Genomic DNA, 16,178 nt, shown 5'->3' with positions numbered 1-16,178 from the left:
TACACATAAAACTGTTTCAAAAAAGGATGCGTAAAGACATGGTGAATATTGTTTTTTTTGTTAAACCAGGTTTAGATAACTTTTTAAATCCGATTATCAATCATTTAGCTCAATCACATACCACAAAGAAAGTTTTAGTAAAAGAGAAGCAACAAATTGATGTGAACATGCAGTGGGCTGATATTTGTTGGTTTGAATGGTGTGATGATCTCATCGTTTATGGAAGTAAACTTGCCTTCGCTTATCACAAAAAAATAATTTGTCGTCTTCATAGCTATGAAGCTTTTACAAACTATATTAAACAAGTGAACTTAAACACAATTGATCGGATCATCTTTGTTGGTGAACCGATCAAAGCATATGTCAAACAGCGGTTACCTCAGTTGACTGAGCAACAAATACGCGTGATTGAAAATGGGGTTGACTTAGCCAAATACACATATAAAACGCCTCGAGACGGTTATCGGTTGACTTCACTAGGATATATCAATTATAAAAAAGGACCGATGTTGTTAATCCATGCATTTAAAGCTTTACATGAACAAGATTCGAATTATCGGTTGCATATCGCCGGGACTTTCCAAGATCAACGTTATCAACTCTATTTCAATCAAATCTTAAAAGCACTTGATCTAGAAAAATATGTGAAGTTTGATGGTTGGCAAACGGATCCGAATCACTACTTAGCCGATAAAGACTACATCATCTCGTCTAGTCTATTTGAGACACAACATATGTCGATTATGGAAGGCATGGCAAAAGGGATTAAACCGCTTGTCCACAACTTCTATGGTGCCCATTCTATTTATGAACCCTCAATGATTTGGAGTTCAATACCTGAGTTTGTCGATATGGTGATCAACCAACCCTACGACGCAAAGGGATATCGGCGCTTTATTGAAGAACACTATCATTTAACTGAAAAAACGGAAAAAATTAACAACGTCATTGAAGAATTATCACAATCCATTTCATCACCGGTCACGATAGATGCCAAGCAACAGCCAAAAGTAACGGTCGGCATTATTAACTACAATTATGCCAATTATCTTGACCGGTGCTTGCGTTCTGTTCTAGCTCAAACCTACTCAAATATTGAGATTATCATTATAGATGATCACTCCACCGATCATTCAATTGAACGCATTAAACAGTACACAAATAAATACGCTAACATATCAGTTATTGTTCATGATCACAATACAGGACTTCCTGATATCGCCATGCGTGATTTAATCGAAACAGCTTCAGGTGAATATCTGCTACCGCTCAGTTCTGATGATTATTTATTCGACCAACATGTGTTAATGAACTACGTGCACTTTTTTAATCAACATCATGATGTTGATTACGTTTATGGCAATTTAATGCTTGTTGATGACAATGAAAAGCCCATAACAACATGGCATTATCAAACTTACAATGATCAGGCCATCGTGCAAACTATTTTTGAACGGTTCGGATCGGGTGTCATACCAATGATTGGTTTGTTCAAACTGGCTTATTATCGTGACCATGATTATAACTGGATAGTCGATCCAGATAAACCGATCGCAGGCGATACATTGAATTGTCTCGTTAACGTTAAACGTGGCTGGCGCTACCATCACCTTGATCAACCTGTCCTTTGTCACCGCCGTCATGACCATAACCTGTCATTTAGTGATGAACGAATCGTATCGATGATCTATTTAATTGACTATATTGTGTCTAATTTCACTGTCGATACTTATTTACCTAACATTGACTGGACCGTTTTAAATCAAGCTGAACAACAAGCTAGCAAGCACTTTTATGTTGGAAAATTATATTGGAACACGCTCAAGCAATATCACACCACTCTTCCATTAAGACAAGAAGATTTCTTAGCTTTATCCGAGAAAATACAGGAGCATTTTAAAAAGAGTCTGCATTATGACTCCCTTTACCAAAAACAAGTTACATCCATTAAAGATCGCTTAAAACAAATGAAACCGAAGCTCGATTCAGAAAGTTGAATCGAGCTTCGGTACGTTTTATTACAGATAACCGTCCGCCTCAACATACAGAGGAGTGATCATGCGAGTTAGCCGCGCGGTAACGGACGCTAATGCGTGATTCACTCGGGCCAACAGGATGTTGGTCACACAAGCGTTTTCGCACGACGCGAAGACGTTAGCTTGTGTTCCATCAGTGGGGGGGTAAGATCTTAGACTAAGACCGCCACGTCCTGTAGCCCTCCGCCCGCTAATTGAAGCTTCGTTTTATTTAACACCTGTTAATAAATACAATTTATTTTTTTGACTAATAGAAAAAGTTGAAAGGGTTCCAATCTGTAAATGTTCTTGATAACGCGCGATAACCGCTTGCTCTGTTGGGAAGTAGCGAACATGACTTGTGCTATCAAAATTCGGAACAGATAAACAGACCTGGCTTCCTTTCTTTATGCGAGCTAACACAGCTAAATCATGTTCAAGATGCTCTAAGACTTCAAACAAAATAACAATTTGATAGTCTGAGTCCATCCATGTCGTCTGGTAGATATCATCAACAATAAAACATTCTTTATATGATGGATTACTCGCTTTAGCTTGCTTAATCGCCTCTTCACTATAATCAATTCCCATGTAATGATCAATATTGTATGTGAAGAGAAATTGAGCAAATTGCCCAACACCACAGCCTAACTCCAAAATTTTCGGTTTATCTTTCAATTCAAGCACTTCCATAGCCCGCTTCCAGATTGGAAAGTAAGGACTGTCTTGATAAGGAACCTTATACATTCGATTTTGCCCACCATCAAGATAAACTTGATTATAAAAGTCAGCGTCTTTCTCTTTCTTGTTAGCTACCATGTAAAAACACCTCCATTTCCTTAATCCATTGTTGAGCCCGTACTTGGTTCGTATGCCACTGTTGAACAAAGGCATAGCCTTTATCCGTTATTTCTTGTCGTTCTTTAGGATTTTCATGATAATAAAGGGCATTTTGATAGACATTCGTTTGATTACAAGCAACAAAATGTTCGCCATCAATGAACCCAAGTTCTTCAATATCCGGATTGCTTTCCGCCAATAACAGGGTTCGACATGCCGGCGCTTCAAAGAACTTAGATACTGGATATTGCATCACACTACCACAAGTAAAAAAGATCTCAGCACGATTTAAATGTTGGGCAAACTGTTCATTTAACAGCTGTGTTTTCTTAGTGAGATGCCCAGGATGTTTAAAAAAGACAAAACCGTCTTCGTTACCAAGCTGACTCAACACTTGTTCTCTAAAAGCGTAGCGTCCCTTTGCTGGGTAACGAAGCCCATCATAATGAACAAGTCCCATTAATAAATAAGCATATTCTTTTGATTGTTGCCAATCTTTGAATACAGTTGGATCAATTGAAAACGGCACCCAACGCCATCTCTTTTCAAATGAAGGAAATGCTTTTAAGAAAGGGTATTTTGAAACAGAAAAAATCAAATCTATTTGATTTTCATTAAAATATTGAACACGCTTTTGTTTTTTCCAATGCACATCAATTACAAAACACCCTTTTGGGATAGAGATCTCATCTAATTTTTCCACATGGGGCGCGAAGGTATAGTTCCACGCCGTATCATAATGCAAAATAAAATCAGGTGTCACACCTATTTGATTAATAATCTCTTTAATATCACCATCTTGATGCCAATAATAAACATCTGCAAACTGTTCTAAAGCTTTAATCATCTCATATTTCATCCGATGCTTTGGAAAATGCTTATCAAAGCGTTTAATCAGTATTAAGAGTTTAAGACGTGAACCCTTTAATTGCCCTGACATTCGTCTTCTCCCCCTATCATTTTCTTCTTTATCTTATGATCATAAAAGAAAAGTCGACAGAGCCAAATGTCGCTTATAGATAGAATTCTTCACTTACACCCTTTTCTCTGAATCACAGCCTTGATAACATCGTTACGTTTCTCACTGCGACGGACGCTTATCTGTGATAAATAAAAAAATATTTATTTTTAACAGGGAATAGACAATATTTGGAGAAATAAACTATATCCACTTTATAGGAGGAAAGATAATGTTAAGAAAATTGCATTCGTCTCACGTTATTATTATCATGTCGTCTCTATTCCTATTATTTTTATTCTTCCTACCACGACTTGCAACTACTGCTAGCGAGCAAACCTTGTCTATATCAGACGGTAAACAGACGTTTTATATATCACCTAGTGGGAGTGATCATGCTTCAGGAACAGAAGGCTCTCCTCTTGCAACACTTCAACATGCGGTAAATTTAGCTGAACCAGGTGATGTCTTCGTCATACGTGGGGGAACCTATTATGAACACACACGTATTGATATCAATCGAAGTGGAACTTCTGATAAGCCAATTACTATCGTTGCTTACCCTAATGAAATACCCATCTTTAATTTCTGGGCTCAAGAAGAGCTACCCGGTCGAGACGGGATTCGGTTAAATGGGGACCATTGGCATATTAGTGGGATACATGTAACAGGAGCAGGTGGAAATGGTTTTCGAATCCATGGAAGTTATAACATTATTGAACGGTGCCAAGCTTATGAAAATCGATTAACAGGGGTACATTTAGAGGACGGTTCTTATAACATCATTAAAAATAATGACAGTTATCGAAACTTTAACCTTCGAGGACGCGTCGGCAATATGTCTGATGGATTTGCGGCTAAGTATGAAGCACTTGGACCCGGTAATGTCTTCGTTGGCAATCGAGCATGGGAGAATTCAGATGATGGGTTTGATCTATGGATGGCAAGTAGTAGCATTACATTAGAAAATAACTGGTCTTTTGGCAATGGAAATCCTGCCATTTGGAACCACCCCAATTTTGAAGGAAACGGAAATGGCTTTAAGCTTGGTGGCAATCATATTGCTGGAGATCATATTGTCAAAAGGAATGTCGCCTTTGATAATCACAGCAAAGGCTTTGATCATAACAATAATACAGGTGCGTTAACACTTATCCATAACACCGGTTATAACAATGGGATTTCTCAAAACGGGCGTAATTTTGACTTTCCTAATCACCCAACTCATAGTGGGCAACATGTTTTTATTAATAATTTGAATGGTGTATCTCCAGTCAATGTCCGTATTGCTAGTGGATCGATTCAACAAGCAAACAGTTGGCAAATCGCAAACGTTTCAGAACATATGTTCTTTACGGTCGATACCTCATTAGCCAAATTACCACGACAAGCTGATGGTGCATTGCCGAATATTCGTCTATTTGAACCCCGACCTGACAGCTTTCTTGTTAATGGTGGGATAGATATAGGTGAACCTTTTACCGGTACAGCACCCGATATCGGAGCCGTTCCTTATTCAGAGTATTAATAAAGAAAGGGACATACTTTTGTGCAGTATGTCCCTGTTATACATTGTTAACCTTTATTTCTCAAAATAACGATCTAATTTTCTAAATTCCTTAGCTGCTCGATAGTCAGGATCATCATGTCGCATATTAATGTATACCATTCTACGATGACCTACAATATACCCCATCACACTTCCAACGACCGCAGAACCTCCAACTTGAAAACCAACCATTTCAATCAGCAGTACCGCAGCGGCAATAGGAACATTAGCAATGCTCGCAAGACTAGCGGCCATCCCAGAAATAATTAAGGCATTGCTCAGACCATTGCCGCCACCCACAAACACATTGCTTAAAATACTGCCACTAACGGCGCCGATAAATAGCGCTGGTATCACTAAACCAGCGCTTCCACGGAAACCTATTGTGAAAGAACTTGCTAACATCTTTGCCACAAGTATGGCGATTAAAAACCATGTTCCAAATGAAGCATCAATCAAATTTTGGATAAATGCCGTTCCGGTACCTGCCACCTCAGGAAAGAAAATTAGCATAATTCCTGTTAAAGCTCCGCCTAATACAGGAAGGTAATGACGCACGCCCTTACTTACTAACCAATCACCCCACTCTTCCGTTTTATGAAATATTTTCATAAACCATACAGAAGCATAGCCAGCTAACAAACCGGCTAAAGCGTAATATAAAATATTGGCCGGGTTCGTTTGGTAATCAGGCATTGCAAATAATGGATTCGCATCCCCCACCGTACTGTAAATAACAAATCCGACGGTAGAAGAAAGAATAGCTGGGAACATATCACTATAATGTAATGATGTCTTATATAACAGCTCTGCAGCAAATATTCCGCCACCTAAAGGTGAGCGAAAGATGGCACCAATGGCACCGGCTGCACCACAAACCGTTAATATTCTGCGATCCTCTTTATCTAACCACCGCTTAAAAAGTGGAATTTTTTCAATAAAATTACCCAGGCTTCCCCCCATCAATACCATGGGACCTTCCACCCCGCCACTACCTTGAAAACCGATCGTTGCAGAAGAAGCCAATAATTTCGTTAACCATGTTCGGCGCGTAATTTCCCCTTGATATAAATTAACACCGTCAATATACTTAGGCGTACCTGAACCTAAAACATTGGGGTCAAATCGATAAAGAATCGAAACGATGGTCCCACCAATCACCGGTGCTAACCAAAACGGTAACATCACGCCCCAATAAGAAACAAAATCAATCACTGCATTTAATGCTAAAGCAGAAATACCGCCACCAATACCAACTAATGTTGCAAAAAATAACCATTTTATCATATATCCATTAACATATTTTGTCATATTGAGCATTCCCATTCACTCCCTTCACACGAACCTTGTCACAAAGAATTGAAAATTTTTTTAAGAAATGAAATTATAACATAGAAGTTCGTCAGGTGATAGTAGCGATTTCAATTATTCGATAAAACGAACCTTCAATCAGTGAGCGAAGGCCTACAGGATGTAGGTCATGCAGACGTTGCCACAGGACGTGGCGGGCTTAGTCTGTAAACCTTCTTAAGGATGTGACGGGCTTAGTCTACGATCTTACCCAACCACTGATGGTTAGCTGAGTGAATCCAGACATTAGCGTCCGTAACCGCCCAGCTAATCAGCTCGACCACTGCTATGTATGTTTGAGGGAGGCGGTTTACGGACGATTATCTGTGATAAACGAGTCGATCAGCTTACAAATTTTAATCACTATTCAAAAGCGTTTAGAAAGGCTAACGCACAAAAAAGAACGATACAAAGTTGTTGTTAACTTTCTAAGTATCGTCCTTGAAGAAATGCAAATGGATTTAGCTAGCATTTACTCTATTATACTTGATAAAATGGCATCAATAATTTGTTCATTAGCGATCGCACCAGCATATAACCAAGCGGTATCAGCACCATATTGATAAACATTATTATTTTGCACAGCTGGTATGTTTTTCCACAGAGGGTCATCAAACAGTTCAGTACTTTCTTCATTATCGCTATTGATTAAGAAAAGGTGATCAGCATCAAGATCCGCTAACGCTTCTAAAGAGATATCAGACCAGTTAGCAGTAGCCGTGCTCGAAATCTCTTCCACAACACGAGGTGTAGTAATCGCTAAATCCTCATACAATACCGCACCACTTGAGACATTTTTACCTACGATATAAAACTGACCACCAACAAGCCAAATAGCCGCCACAGACTGATCTCCAATTGCTTGATTAATTTTATCAGCAGCTTCTGTGGCTTTTTCACTATAATCATTTAACACATCTTCCGCTTCTGACTCAAGATCGAACACTTCAGCAATTCGCCTTAAGCTTTCCCGCCAATCATCATTCGTTTGCTCACCTACAATATAAGTAGGGGCTATTCGATCATACTGTTCATATGTGCCATTATCAACAGACGCTTGGGACTCCATGATAATTAGATCCGGATTGAAGCTTGATACCGCTTCTAATGGGAGGTCATGTGGAATCGTATCTACACCCTCCAAATATTCCTGTAAATAATCTTGTACTGAAGTGCCGTCAGCAACCGACCATTGCGCAACAGGCGTTATACCAAGTGCAACCAAATGATCTTCTAAATAAGAAGCAATGACTCGTTCTGGCTGCTCCGGCACCTCTACTTGATTGCCAACAGCATCTGTTAGGATTCGTGTCGCTTCTTCTTGATCGTTCTGATTCGCCGTTTCTTTTTGATCATTAGCACAACCAACTAAAACAAATAGCATTAATATAAAAAAATTAAAAGATAGCTTTATTAAACGTTTATTCATCATTGCATCCTCCAATGTACTTAAGTCAAAATAAATGATAACAATTTTCATTCTCAATTACAAGTTTTTTTCATAAATTATCATACTTTTTAAAAATAAAAGCAGCCTCTCTTCCTTAAAATTTTATTGACCCATTTATTTTCGGCGACTATACTAAATGAGAATGAAAATCATTCAACATGACTTAAGGATGGAACACTATGAATGCTAATAAGAACAATATTCAAATAGCGAATCGGACTGCAGTAGGCTCTACCACTTTAATAGTCGGAATCATCTTACTTATATTAAGTATGACGTTCTCGATTATTCATGGTGCTGTCGATATTGAATTATCAACAATATGGGAGAGCCTCACTCAATTTAATCCTGACTTAACGACACACCAAATTATTTACGAGCTGCGTCTCCCACGTGTGCTGGCTGCAGCTTTAGTAGGTGCTTTTTTAGCTATTTCAGGGGTTATTATGCAAGGGATAACACAAAATCCACTTGCTTCCCCATCTATTATGGGGGTTTCAGCTGGGGCTGCTTTTATGATTGCCATTGCTTTTGCCTTTTTTTCAACCATCTCTCAAATGGGATTAATGATTTGGGCTTTCATTGGGGCAGGATTTGGAGCAGGGCTTGTCTTTTTAATTGGACAATTGTCAAAGACAGGCTTGTCCCCCGTTAAGCTTGCCTTAGCAGGAACAGCTATTTCTACTTTTCTACAGTCTCTATCAACAGCACTTGCCATTCATTTTGACGTTGCACGCGATATCAGTTTTTGGTTTGCTGGGGGTATAGCTGGAACAAGATGGATCAGCATTCAGATCATGATACCCGTCGCTTTAATTGGGATTAGTTTAGCACTGTTTATTTCACGTTCTCTCACGATGCTTAGTTTTGGTGAAGAATTGGCAATTGGGTTAGGTCAGCGCACAAAGCTAGTGAAAACGACAGCTATAATTGTCGTATTACTATTAACTGGATCGGCTGTGGCGGTTGCAGGCACAATTGGATTTATAGGTTTAGTCATTCCTCATATTACGCGCTTTTTAGTGGGGCTTGATTACCGTTGGATTATTCCTTGTTCCGCTATATTAGGTGCCTTGCTACTTGTGTTGGCTGATCTTGGGGCAAGAATGATCAATCCTCCTTTTGAAACACCAGTTGGGGCCATTACCGCATTAGTCGGCGTCCCTTTTTTTCTATTTTTGGCTCGGTCAGATAGGAGAGGACTATAATGAGAGGGAAAAAGCCTTATTTCGTTATGATCGTTGTCGTTCTACTTACGATTATTAGTTTTTTTATCAGTTTAAATACGGGTTATATTAAAATTGATTGGCTAGATATCTTTAAAGTATTGGTCGGGGCAGGTACTGAGCAAAATCAGCTTATATTAATTGATTTTCGCTTACCTCGAATCATTATTGCTTTATTAATAGGAGCTGGACTTGCGATTTCTGGTGCTATTTTACAAAGTATTACTCAAAACGAATTAGCTGATCCTAGCATATTAGGTATTCATTCAGGCGCTGGACTTGCCGTTGTTTTATTTATTTATTTCCTGAGAAATACCACGCTATCTTTACAACCTTATTCTATATTTATTATGCCCTTTGTAGCACTGGTCGGTGCACTTCTAGCCGCCTGTATCATTTACCTTTTAGCATGGAAAAATGGGCTAGCTCCTGCCCGCCTTTTATTAGTTGGGATTGGTATAAATGCTGCTTTTGGAGCGGCACTGATTATTTTCCAGTTACGTATGCACCCTAATGATTTTATGCAAGCGACCGTTTGGCTATCGGGGGATATCCAAGGAACCAGTTGGACATACGTTGTCTCGCTGTTACCGTGGATTGTTATTTTAATCCCCTATGTTATTTATAAAGCCCGCTTTTTAAATATTTTTTTACTAGGTGACCAAGTAGCCATTGGATTAGGAATCAACCTTGAGCAGGAAAGAACAAAGCTGTTATTTGTTTCTGTAGCTTTAGCAGGAGCTTGTGTCGCCGTTGGAGGTGGTATTGCTTTCCTAGGCCTTATCGTTCCACACCTTACTAAGGCACTTGTTGGGTCAAACCATCATGTTTCATTACCTAACATGGCACTGATTGGAGCATTGCTTCTATTAATATCAGATGCGATAGCAAGATCTATCCTTGCCCCATCAGAAATCCCTGTTGGTCTAGTGGTTTCTTGTATCGGTGCACCCTACTTTATTTATCTATTAGTACGTCAATGAGAGTAAGCTACCCATTAAATTAACCGTCTCCGGTCCAGCTCTTAACTAGAATATTGAATGCATCCATCGTTCTTAACGGTCGGAATAATAAGTTCGATCATTCTGTCATCAAAAAAGCACCTAACGTTTAAGAATAATCGGTGGATGCTCTTCCATGGTTACTTGATAAAGGGTAATCTCACCTTCGGGTGGGTTATTCTCTGCATCATAAATTTGATAACCTTCGTTTAACACTATCGTCCAAGCAGGTCCATCTTGATTGGATAAAACAATAGCCAGTGTACCAAACTGAACGACATCATTCCATTCGAACCATTCACTTTGTTGTTGATAATCAATTTGAATACCCTCTGATCCAACGTTGACGTGGGTTTCTTCACCTGCCCATTCCCCTTGAATCTGAACCCCTACTTCGTAATATGAAATACCATCACCTCGATCACCGTATGTACCAACAAACTGCTCTATCGAATCTGTCATTGTTTGATAAGTAACAGCAACAACATCCTCGGTTAACCAGTCTATCTTGTATTGGCTTTCCGCCTGTTTAGGTAAACGTTGATGCGGACGCGCAAATAGATAGTATTGTGTTCGATAATATATCGCCTCTCTTTGCTCTTGATCCTGCTTTATCACTAAAGTATTTTCTAGATTCGGTGACAAGCTAATAATATTTTGTATATGTTGTTGACTTAATTGCATCAAAGCGACATTAACGATGATGAATACTACAACTATACCGATGATCAACCCCCTTACTTTACCACTTAACCGAAGGAATAATAGTAAACTAATTAACAACAAAATGACAGCTAAGATGTTAATGAAATAGAACAAACGATTATCTACATATTCAACTTGATAACGATGATGGATCAAAAAATACCCAGCTTGGAGACAGAACAAACCCATCGCCCCAAGTAAAGCAAGCCAGCCTAAAAGCATCACTAATCTGCTATTATTGGACTTCATCACCAGCCACCTCTCCTACAAATTCCCAAGTTTGACCATGATCATCAGATGTATACTTCCCTTTTACTAACCCACCTTGATAATCCCCGTTAGGTCCTTGATTTACATGAATAATCAATTGTTCTTCATCACTAAACGGCATTTCCGCCGTAACAAAAATATCTTGGTATGCTTCTGGCGTTTGAAAAACTGCTTGATTCCATGTCTCACCACGATCATTTGTCACAAAGAGATCTGGTTGTTCCGGATTAATCGTGCCATAAGAAAGGAAACCTGTTTGCTCATCTATAAAACCTCCATCATACAGTAAGCGCGTCGTCTCAGCACTATTTACCTTCGACCAGCTTTCACCCTGATCATCCGTAACATATATCAATGTTCCTTCTGACGACATGGTACGATCACCTGTAACGATCACGTAACCAAAGCTATCATTAAGCATGTCGACCTTCCGAAAGCGTATACCTGGAAAGTCTTCTATAATTACGATCGGTTCCCATGTCTCGCCTTTGTCACGTGTTTGCATTAATCGCACGTTATGATCCGCATATAAAAATGCTAAATAGTTCTGTTCTAAAACATAGCTATTATCAATTAATTCTTGCTTACTTCCATTATAATCACCGCTAAACAGCAAATTGGTCTCAACGGGAACGGGAACCCAATCGATGCCTTGATTAAAACTTAGGTTAAGTTCGTCGTTTTCTAAGCTATATACAATGGGATCACCATGATTTACTGGATTCAGAGCACTTGCTTCTTCTTGATTAATCTCATCTTCTTGTGACTGATTGACTTGTTCAAGATACAATGGCTCTAATTGTTCGTATAAGATCAATCCAATCGTCAATCCAGATAAAATCAATAGTGATAAGCTAAGTAAGATTTTTTTCACAACATCACCTTTTCCGTTATAGATTAACAAAAACACCCCTCCATATATTAGGAGTGATAATGTTAAAACCTATTCTAAAAAATCAATCTCGCACTTTTATCAGCTAAACATTCTACTTTTCTTATTTTATACAATCTAATTAAGATTAACTATCTGCTAAAGTTATTTCAAAATCTTTTACAAAAACGGCGCTCCCAGTGATTTTTACACGATAAGATTCACCATGCTTAGTCATTTTCACGCCAACCCGACCGTCTTTTCCACTTTCATGACCTTGCTCAACGCTAAGATTTAGTGCGTTTTGAGTAGTGTTATTTATGTATTTAGCAAAATAAGCGCCCATAACACCTGAGGCTGTACCTGTTACTGCGTCTTCGATCGTACCCGAATACGGCGAAGAGAAGTGCCTCGCATGCATATCAGCATTAGGGTGATAAGTTTCAGTGCAGAATGGATGAACAGATGACTTCGGCATTTCTTGCAAAATCAAAGGGAAATCCTTATTGTTCGGTTTCATTTTAGCGAAAACATTTAAGCTTTTAATTGGAACTAATAACGTCCAAGTACCTGTACTCCCATAAAGAATAGGTAAATCATTATTGATGTCGTTTTCTGCTATTCCTAGCGCATCAGCTAAATTTCTTACTGAACCATGGAATGGTTTGAATTTTGGTCGTGCTTGGTTCATCGTTATCGATATTCCTTTTTCACGAGTAGAATCAATCGTTACAGGTAGAATTCCTGCCTTGGTTTCAATGGTTAAATCTTTTTTATCGCTTAATAAGCCTTTTGTTTTTAACGCATAAATTGTTGCCATTGTTGCATGTCCACATAAATTCATTTCATGCCCTGGCGTGAAAAAGCGTAACCTTAAATCGGCCACTTCTGATTTAACAGCAAAGGCCGTTTCATTAAAGCCCACTTTAAACGCAAGCTCTTGCATTTGAACATCTGTTAATGCATCTCCATCCAAGACAACTCCAGCAGGGTTCCCTTTATTAGGTTGTTTGCTAAAAGCATCATAATGATAAACCTTTACAGATTTCATATCTTTTCCTTCTTTTTTAAAAGCGTTAACGAGGCTTTTTGCTGTAAGTATATCACTCATCTCCCTTGGTGTAAAAAACATCAGCTATACAAAGAGTTCTAAACATTTGTCATAGAAGGATAATAGAAAATAGATTAGTTAAACATACACTTTATCAGAGTGATATTGGAAATAACACGGTAGATAATCTGCCAAAGTCGCTAGAAAACTCTGGAATTTTATGTATAATATAACTGGTGGCCATTTTACTCCTGCCTCATATCGTATGGCTGACATTTATTCAATCTTAACGCTCTTATTAATGGGTTTAAGGTATTTATGATTACCTTTGAACGGCATTAAGAATGACAGAGATATTAACGTTTGGGCTTTTACAGTTATATTATTAAATAAAAAGGAGCAAATTGAAATGAAAATTATTGCTTACAATGTCTTACCTTTTGAAGAAGAGAGTTTTTTAAAGGCTAAACAGTCTTATAATCTTGAGCAGCTAACTACGATTAATAAACCGCTAACGATGGAAAATGTTAACTTAGCTAAAGGATTCGATGCTGTCAATGTCTTAGCACACAGCGAAATTAATGCGGAAATCTTAAACACATTACATAGCTTTGGTATTGAACACTTATCAACACGCACAATTGGCTATGATCACATTGATATTGAGAGCGCTCAGTCACTAGGTATTAGCGTTAGTAATGCCCACTATCCGCCTTATAATGTAGCTGAATTTACCGTTATGATTATGCTGATGCTCATTCGCAAAATAAAAGTGTCGATCTGCCGTGCACTCGTTAATGATTTTTCTTTAGATGGCTTACAAGGAAAAGAATTAAGAAGTATGACGGTTGGAATAATTGGAACAGGAAAAATTGGACAATCGGTCATCGAGATTTTAAGCGGCTTCGGTTGCAAAATACTTGCTTATAATAAGACGGCAGTAACTGATGTTGAAACATATGCTGAGTATGTTGATTTGGATACTTTACTTAAACAAAGTGATATTATTTCACTTCATATTCCATTGACCGAAGAAAATCATCACCTCATCAATAAAGAAACCATCAAGAAAATGAAAAAAAATGTGCTACTCATTAATACATCAAGAGGCGGATTAGTCAACTCAGAAGATTTAATTGATGGTTTAGAAAGTGAGTGGATTGGAGGGGCAGGTCTTGACACGTTAGAAGAAGAAACAGGTATTTCGCATTTTGACATTGGCACACGAATTATCAATAAACGGCCACTCTTTTATTTAAAACAATTCCCAAATGTTATCTTTACCCAACATTATGCCTTTTTTACAGAAGAAGCAACCGATGCAATGGTGAGAAGTGGATTGGAAAGCTTAATACTCGGACTAAAAGGAAAAGAAAATCCATATCTCATCGTGTGAAGATTTTTTTATAAAACGAACCTTCAATCCGTTTGATTTTTCGTACTTCTTCCACTGATTGCAGGTTCGTTGAGTGAATCCGGACATTAGTGTCCGTTATCCCCCCTGAATCGATTTGCTCTACGCTCTATTTTGAGGGGGGACGGACGGCTATCTATGATAAAAGGCAGTTGCTCGCCTCTAGGCGGATGTACTTGCTAGTATTCTCAAGTGGTACTGGTTTGAGCACACCTCGTTTTAAAAGCGTTATTCTCATGTAACATATCAAACTTTTAAAGCAACAGATACGATAAGAAAAACACCTATTCACTTAATACTAAAGAAACCGAATGAAATCATCATTCGGTTTCTTTAGTATTATGTTAAGGTTGAACCACACCCACACCAGCATATTGGCTGACTAGTGCTTTCACATCTTGTACTGGTGTTAAATGATATTGATAAGGTACAGTGTAATTTGTTGTTGACCATGTCGGTTGACTACCGGTGCTATTGATATATTGGTTGTTTGATACATTCCAGTAACCGGTTTGATTACTGTACCAGAAACCTAACGGATTATTTGAGTTCTCAAACACATTGTTTTCAACAAGAACTTCCGCGCCCATCCGTGCGTTAATACCTGTATCAATCACACCTTCAAAGTAGTTATTGTAAATGTGTGCTTTTCCAAAGCGCAAGCTTGGCACGCGTGAATTTAGATTTTGGAAATGGTTATGATGAAAGGTAATATTCCGGGCTGCATGATCACTATCGGATGAGCCCATTAACATCGCTTTCCAACTGTCATGGACATAATTCCAAGAGAAAGTGATATTGTATGCATCACGTTTCACATCAAAAAGACCATCATAATAGTCTTTATGAACATTGAGACTTGCATAAAGCTCATTGTGATCAACCCAAATATTGCTTGATGGTCCTTCAATACTAATCGCATCTTTATCACCAATATTGACTTCATGAATCGTTAAGTTGCGAATAATAACGTTATTTGCACGCCAGACTTTAATACCTATTCCACTTAACACACCATTTCTACCTACTCCTACAACAGAAACATTTGACACATCTTTAATATCAATTTTATTCTCTGATGTGTTATTCGGAGTAACCGTTCCATCAACATAGATTTTTAATGGTCTATTCGGGTTTTTGTTCTTTAGAGCTCGGACTAATTCATTTCCCGTTCGAACAGTCACAACATCTCCACCTTCACCACCCGTCGTTCCACCATTAAACGTAGCAAAACCTCTCATACTAAAATCAGGTGTCCTGGCGGAAACCGATTGGAAAGAAAGCCCACACGCAAAAGCAACGATTAAACAGATCAACACGAACTTCTTTAACCCTATTCTCACCATCTTATCACGTCCTTATTTAAAATTTTATAAACTGAACGCTGATACACAGATGCGAAAAACACTGCCCTCCTTTCTACTTTAACTAATGATATCATATCACGTTAGCGCTTTCTTTAAATAATCATTTCTACA

Annotated in this window: 13 protein-coding genes; 5 read left to right on the top strand and 8 right to left on the bottom strand. The window is 38.4% G+C overall.

Annotated features, from left to right (window positions below; translation table 11 throughout):
* Positions 1-38: 38 nt before the first annotated feature.
* Positions 39-1,997, top strand: coding sequence for a glycosyltransferase (locus JOE23_RS11020; protein WP_204438399.1), 1,959 nt, complete (start codon positions 39-41; stop codon positions 1,995-1,997).
* 246 nt (positions 1,998-2,243) lie between these two features.
* On the opposite strand, the gene JOE23_RS11015 is transcribed toward JOE23_RS11020, so the two are convergent.
* Together JOE23_RS11015 and JOE23_RS11010 are read right to left on the bottom strand one after the other, a co-directional pair.
* Positions 2,244-2,834 (bottom strand): class I SAM-dependent methyltransferase, encoded by a 591-nt coding sequence (locus JOE23_RS11015; RefSeq protein WP_204438397.1) that lies wholly within the window; start codon positions 2,832-2,834, stop codon positions 2,244-2,246.
* Complete coding sequence (locus JOE23_RS11010) at positions 2,824-3,795, bottom strand: glycosyltransferase (RefSeq protein ID WP_204438396.1); 972 nt, start codon at positions 3,793-3,795, stop codon at positions 2,824-2,826. The genes JOE23_RS11015 and JOE23_RS11010 overlap by 11 nt, the downstream gene beginning before the upstream one ends.
* Before the next feature lie 250 nt (positions 3,796-4,045).
* On the opposite strand from JOE23_RS11010, the gene JOE23_RS11005 reads away from it, so the two are divergent.
* Complete coding sequence (locus JOE23_RS11005; RefSeq protein WP_204438395.1) at positions 4,046-5,341, top strand: right-handed parallel beta-helix repeat-containing protein; 1,296 nt, start codon at positions 4,046-4,048, stop codon at positions 5,339-5,341.
* 54 nt (positions 5,342-5,395) lie between these two features.
* Here the strand turns inward: JOE23_RS11005 and JOE23_RS11000 are convergent, their stop codons facing one another.
* The gene (locus JOE23_RS11000; RefSeq protein WP_204438394.1) at positions 5,396-6,682 is read right to left on the bottom strand and encodes a chloride channel protein; all 1,287 of its coding nucleotides are present in this window, start codon (positions 6,680-6,682) and stop codon (positions 5,396-5,398) included.
* A gap of 502 nt (positions 6,683-7,184) precedes the next feature.
* Complete coding sequence (locus JOE23_RS10995; RefSeq protein ID WP_239585386.1) at positions 7,185-8,141, bottom strand: ABC transporter substrate-binding protein; 957 nt, start codon at positions 8,139-8,141, stop codon at positions 7,185-7,187.
* A gap of 200 nt (positions 8,142-8,341) precedes the next feature.
* Between JOE23_RS10995 and JOE23_RS10990 the strand changes: the two genes are divergently transcribed.
* Positions 8,342-9,370 (top strand): FecCD family ABC transporter permease, encoded by a 1,029-nt coding sequence (locus JOE23_RS10990; RefSeq protein ID WP_204438392.1) that lies wholly within the window; start codon positions 8,342-8,344, stop codon positions 9,368-9,370.
* Positions 9,370-10,371: a FecCD family ABC transporter permease gene (locus JOE23_RS10985; protein WP_204438391.1), complete on the top strand. Its 1,002-nt coding sequence runs from the start codon at positions 9,370-9,372 to the stop codon at positions 10,369-10,371. The genes JOE23_RS10990 and JOE23_RS10985 overlap by 1 nt, the downstream gene beginning before the upstream one ends.
* Positions 10,372-10,491: 120 nt before the next feature.
* Here the strand turns inward: JOE23_RS10985 and JOE23_RS10980 are convergent, their stop codons facing one another.
* The 3 genes from JOE23_RS10980 to JOE23_RS10970 all read right to left on the bottom strand — a co-directional run bounded on the left by JOE23_RS10980 (position 10,492) and on the right by JOE23_RS10970 (position 13,286).
* A complete protein-coding gene (locus JOE23_RS10980) occupies positions 10,492-11,343 on the bottom strand; it encodes a hypothetical protein (protein WP_204438390.1) in 852 nt (283 codons plus the stop codon).
* Positions 11,330-12,268 carry a WD40/YVTN/BNR-like repeat-containing protein gene (locus JOE23_RS10975; protein ID WP_239585385.1) on the bottom strand — a complete coding sequence of 313 codons (939 nt, stop codon included), beginning with the start codon at positions 12,266-12,268 and terminating at the stop codon, positions 11,330-11,332. Before JOE23_RS10975 ends, JOE23_RS10980 begins: the two co-directional genes overlap by 14 nt.
* Before the next feature lie 115 nt (positions 12,269-12,383).
* The gene (locus tag JOE23_RS10970; RefSeq protein WP_204438389.1) at positions 12,384-13,286 is read right to left on the bottom strand and encodes a PhzF family phenazine biosynthesis isomerase; all 903 of its coding nucleotides are present in this window, start codon (positions 13,284-13,286) and stop codon (positions 12,384-12,386) included.
* A 409-nt stretch (positions 13,287-13,695) separates the two neighbouring features.
* Here JOE23_RS10970 and JOE23_RS10965 point away from each other — a divergent pair, with 409 nt between their 5' ends.
* A complete protein-coding gene (locus tag JOE23_RS10965; RefSeq protein ID WP_204438388.1) occupies positions 13,696-14,682 on the top strand; it encodes a D-isomer specific 2-hydroxyacid dehydrogenase family protein in 987 nt (328 codons plus the stop codon).
* A 362-nt stretch (positions 14,683-15,044) separates the two neighbouring features.
* On the opposite strand, the gene JOE23_RS10960 is transcribed toward JOE23_RS10965, so the two are convergent.
* A complete protein-coding gene (locus tag JOE23_RS10960) occupies positions 15,045-16,046 on the bottom strand; it encodes a pectate lyase family protein (protein WP_204438387.1) in 1,002 nt (333 codons plus the stop codon).
* Positions 16,047-16,178: the final 132 nt, after the last annotated feature.

Origin of the sequence: Amphibacillus cookii (assembly GCF_016908375.1) — a bacterium.
Classification (GTDB): domain Bacteria; phylum Bacillota; class Bacilli; order Bacillales; family Amphibacillaceae; genus Amphibacillus_C; species Amphibacillus_C cookii.
Note: the sequence above shows the minus strand (reverse complement) of the source record. Positions and strands in the feature narration are given on the sequence as shown.

Excerpts from the sequence above, each read along its gene's own strand:
- JOE23_RS11020 (WP_204438399.1), top strand. The coding sequence starts at position 39 with ATGGTGAATATTGTTTTTTTTGTTAAACCAGGTTTAGATAACTTTTTA.
- JOE23_RS11015 (WP_204438397.1), bottom strand. The coding sequence starts at position 2,834 with ATGGTAGCTAACAAGAAAGAGAAAGACGCTGACTTTTATAATCAAGTT.
- JOE23_RS11010 (WP_204438396.1), bottom strand. The coding sequence starts at position 3,795 with ATGTCAGGGCAATTAAAGGGTTCACGTCTTAAACTCTTAATACTGATT.
- JOE23_RS11005 (WP_204438395.1), top strand. The coding sequence starts at position 4,046 with ATGTTAAGAAAATTGCATTCGTCTCACGTTATTATTATCATGTCGTCT.
- JOE23_RS11000 (WP_204438394.1), bottom strand. The coding sequence starts at position 6,682 with ATGCTCAATATGACAAAATATGTTAATGGATATATGATAAAATGGTTA.
- JOE23_RS10995 (WP_239585386.1), bottom strand. The coding sequence starts at position 8,141 with ATGAATAAACGTTTAATAAAGCTATCTTTTAATTTTTTTATATTAATG.
- JOE23_RS10990 (WP_204438392.1), top strand. The coding sequence starts at position 8,342 with ATGAATGCTAATAAGAACAATATTCAAATAGCGAATCGGACTGCAGTA.
- JOE23_RS10985 (WP_204438391.1), top strand. The coding sequence starts at position 9,370 with ATGAGAGGGAAAAAGCCTTATTTCGTTATGATCGTTGTCGTTCTACTT.
- JOE23_RS10980 (WP_204438390.1), bottom strand. The coding sequence starts at position 11,343 with ATGAAGTCCAATAATAGCAGATTAGTGATGCTTTTAGGCTGGCTTGCT.
- JOE23_RS10970 (WP_204438389.1), bottom strand. The coding sequence starts at position 13,286 with ATGAAATCTGTAAAGGTTTATCATTATGATGCTTTTAGCAAACAACCT.
- JOE23_RS10965 (WP_204438388.1), top strand. The coding sequence starts at position 13,696 with ATGAAAATTATTGCTTACAATGTCTTACCTTTTGAAGAAGAGAGTTTT.
- JOE23_RS10960 (WP_204438387.1), bottom strand. The coding sequence starts at position 16,046 with ATGGTGAGAATAGGGTTAAAGAAGTTCGTGTTGATCTGTTTAATCGTT.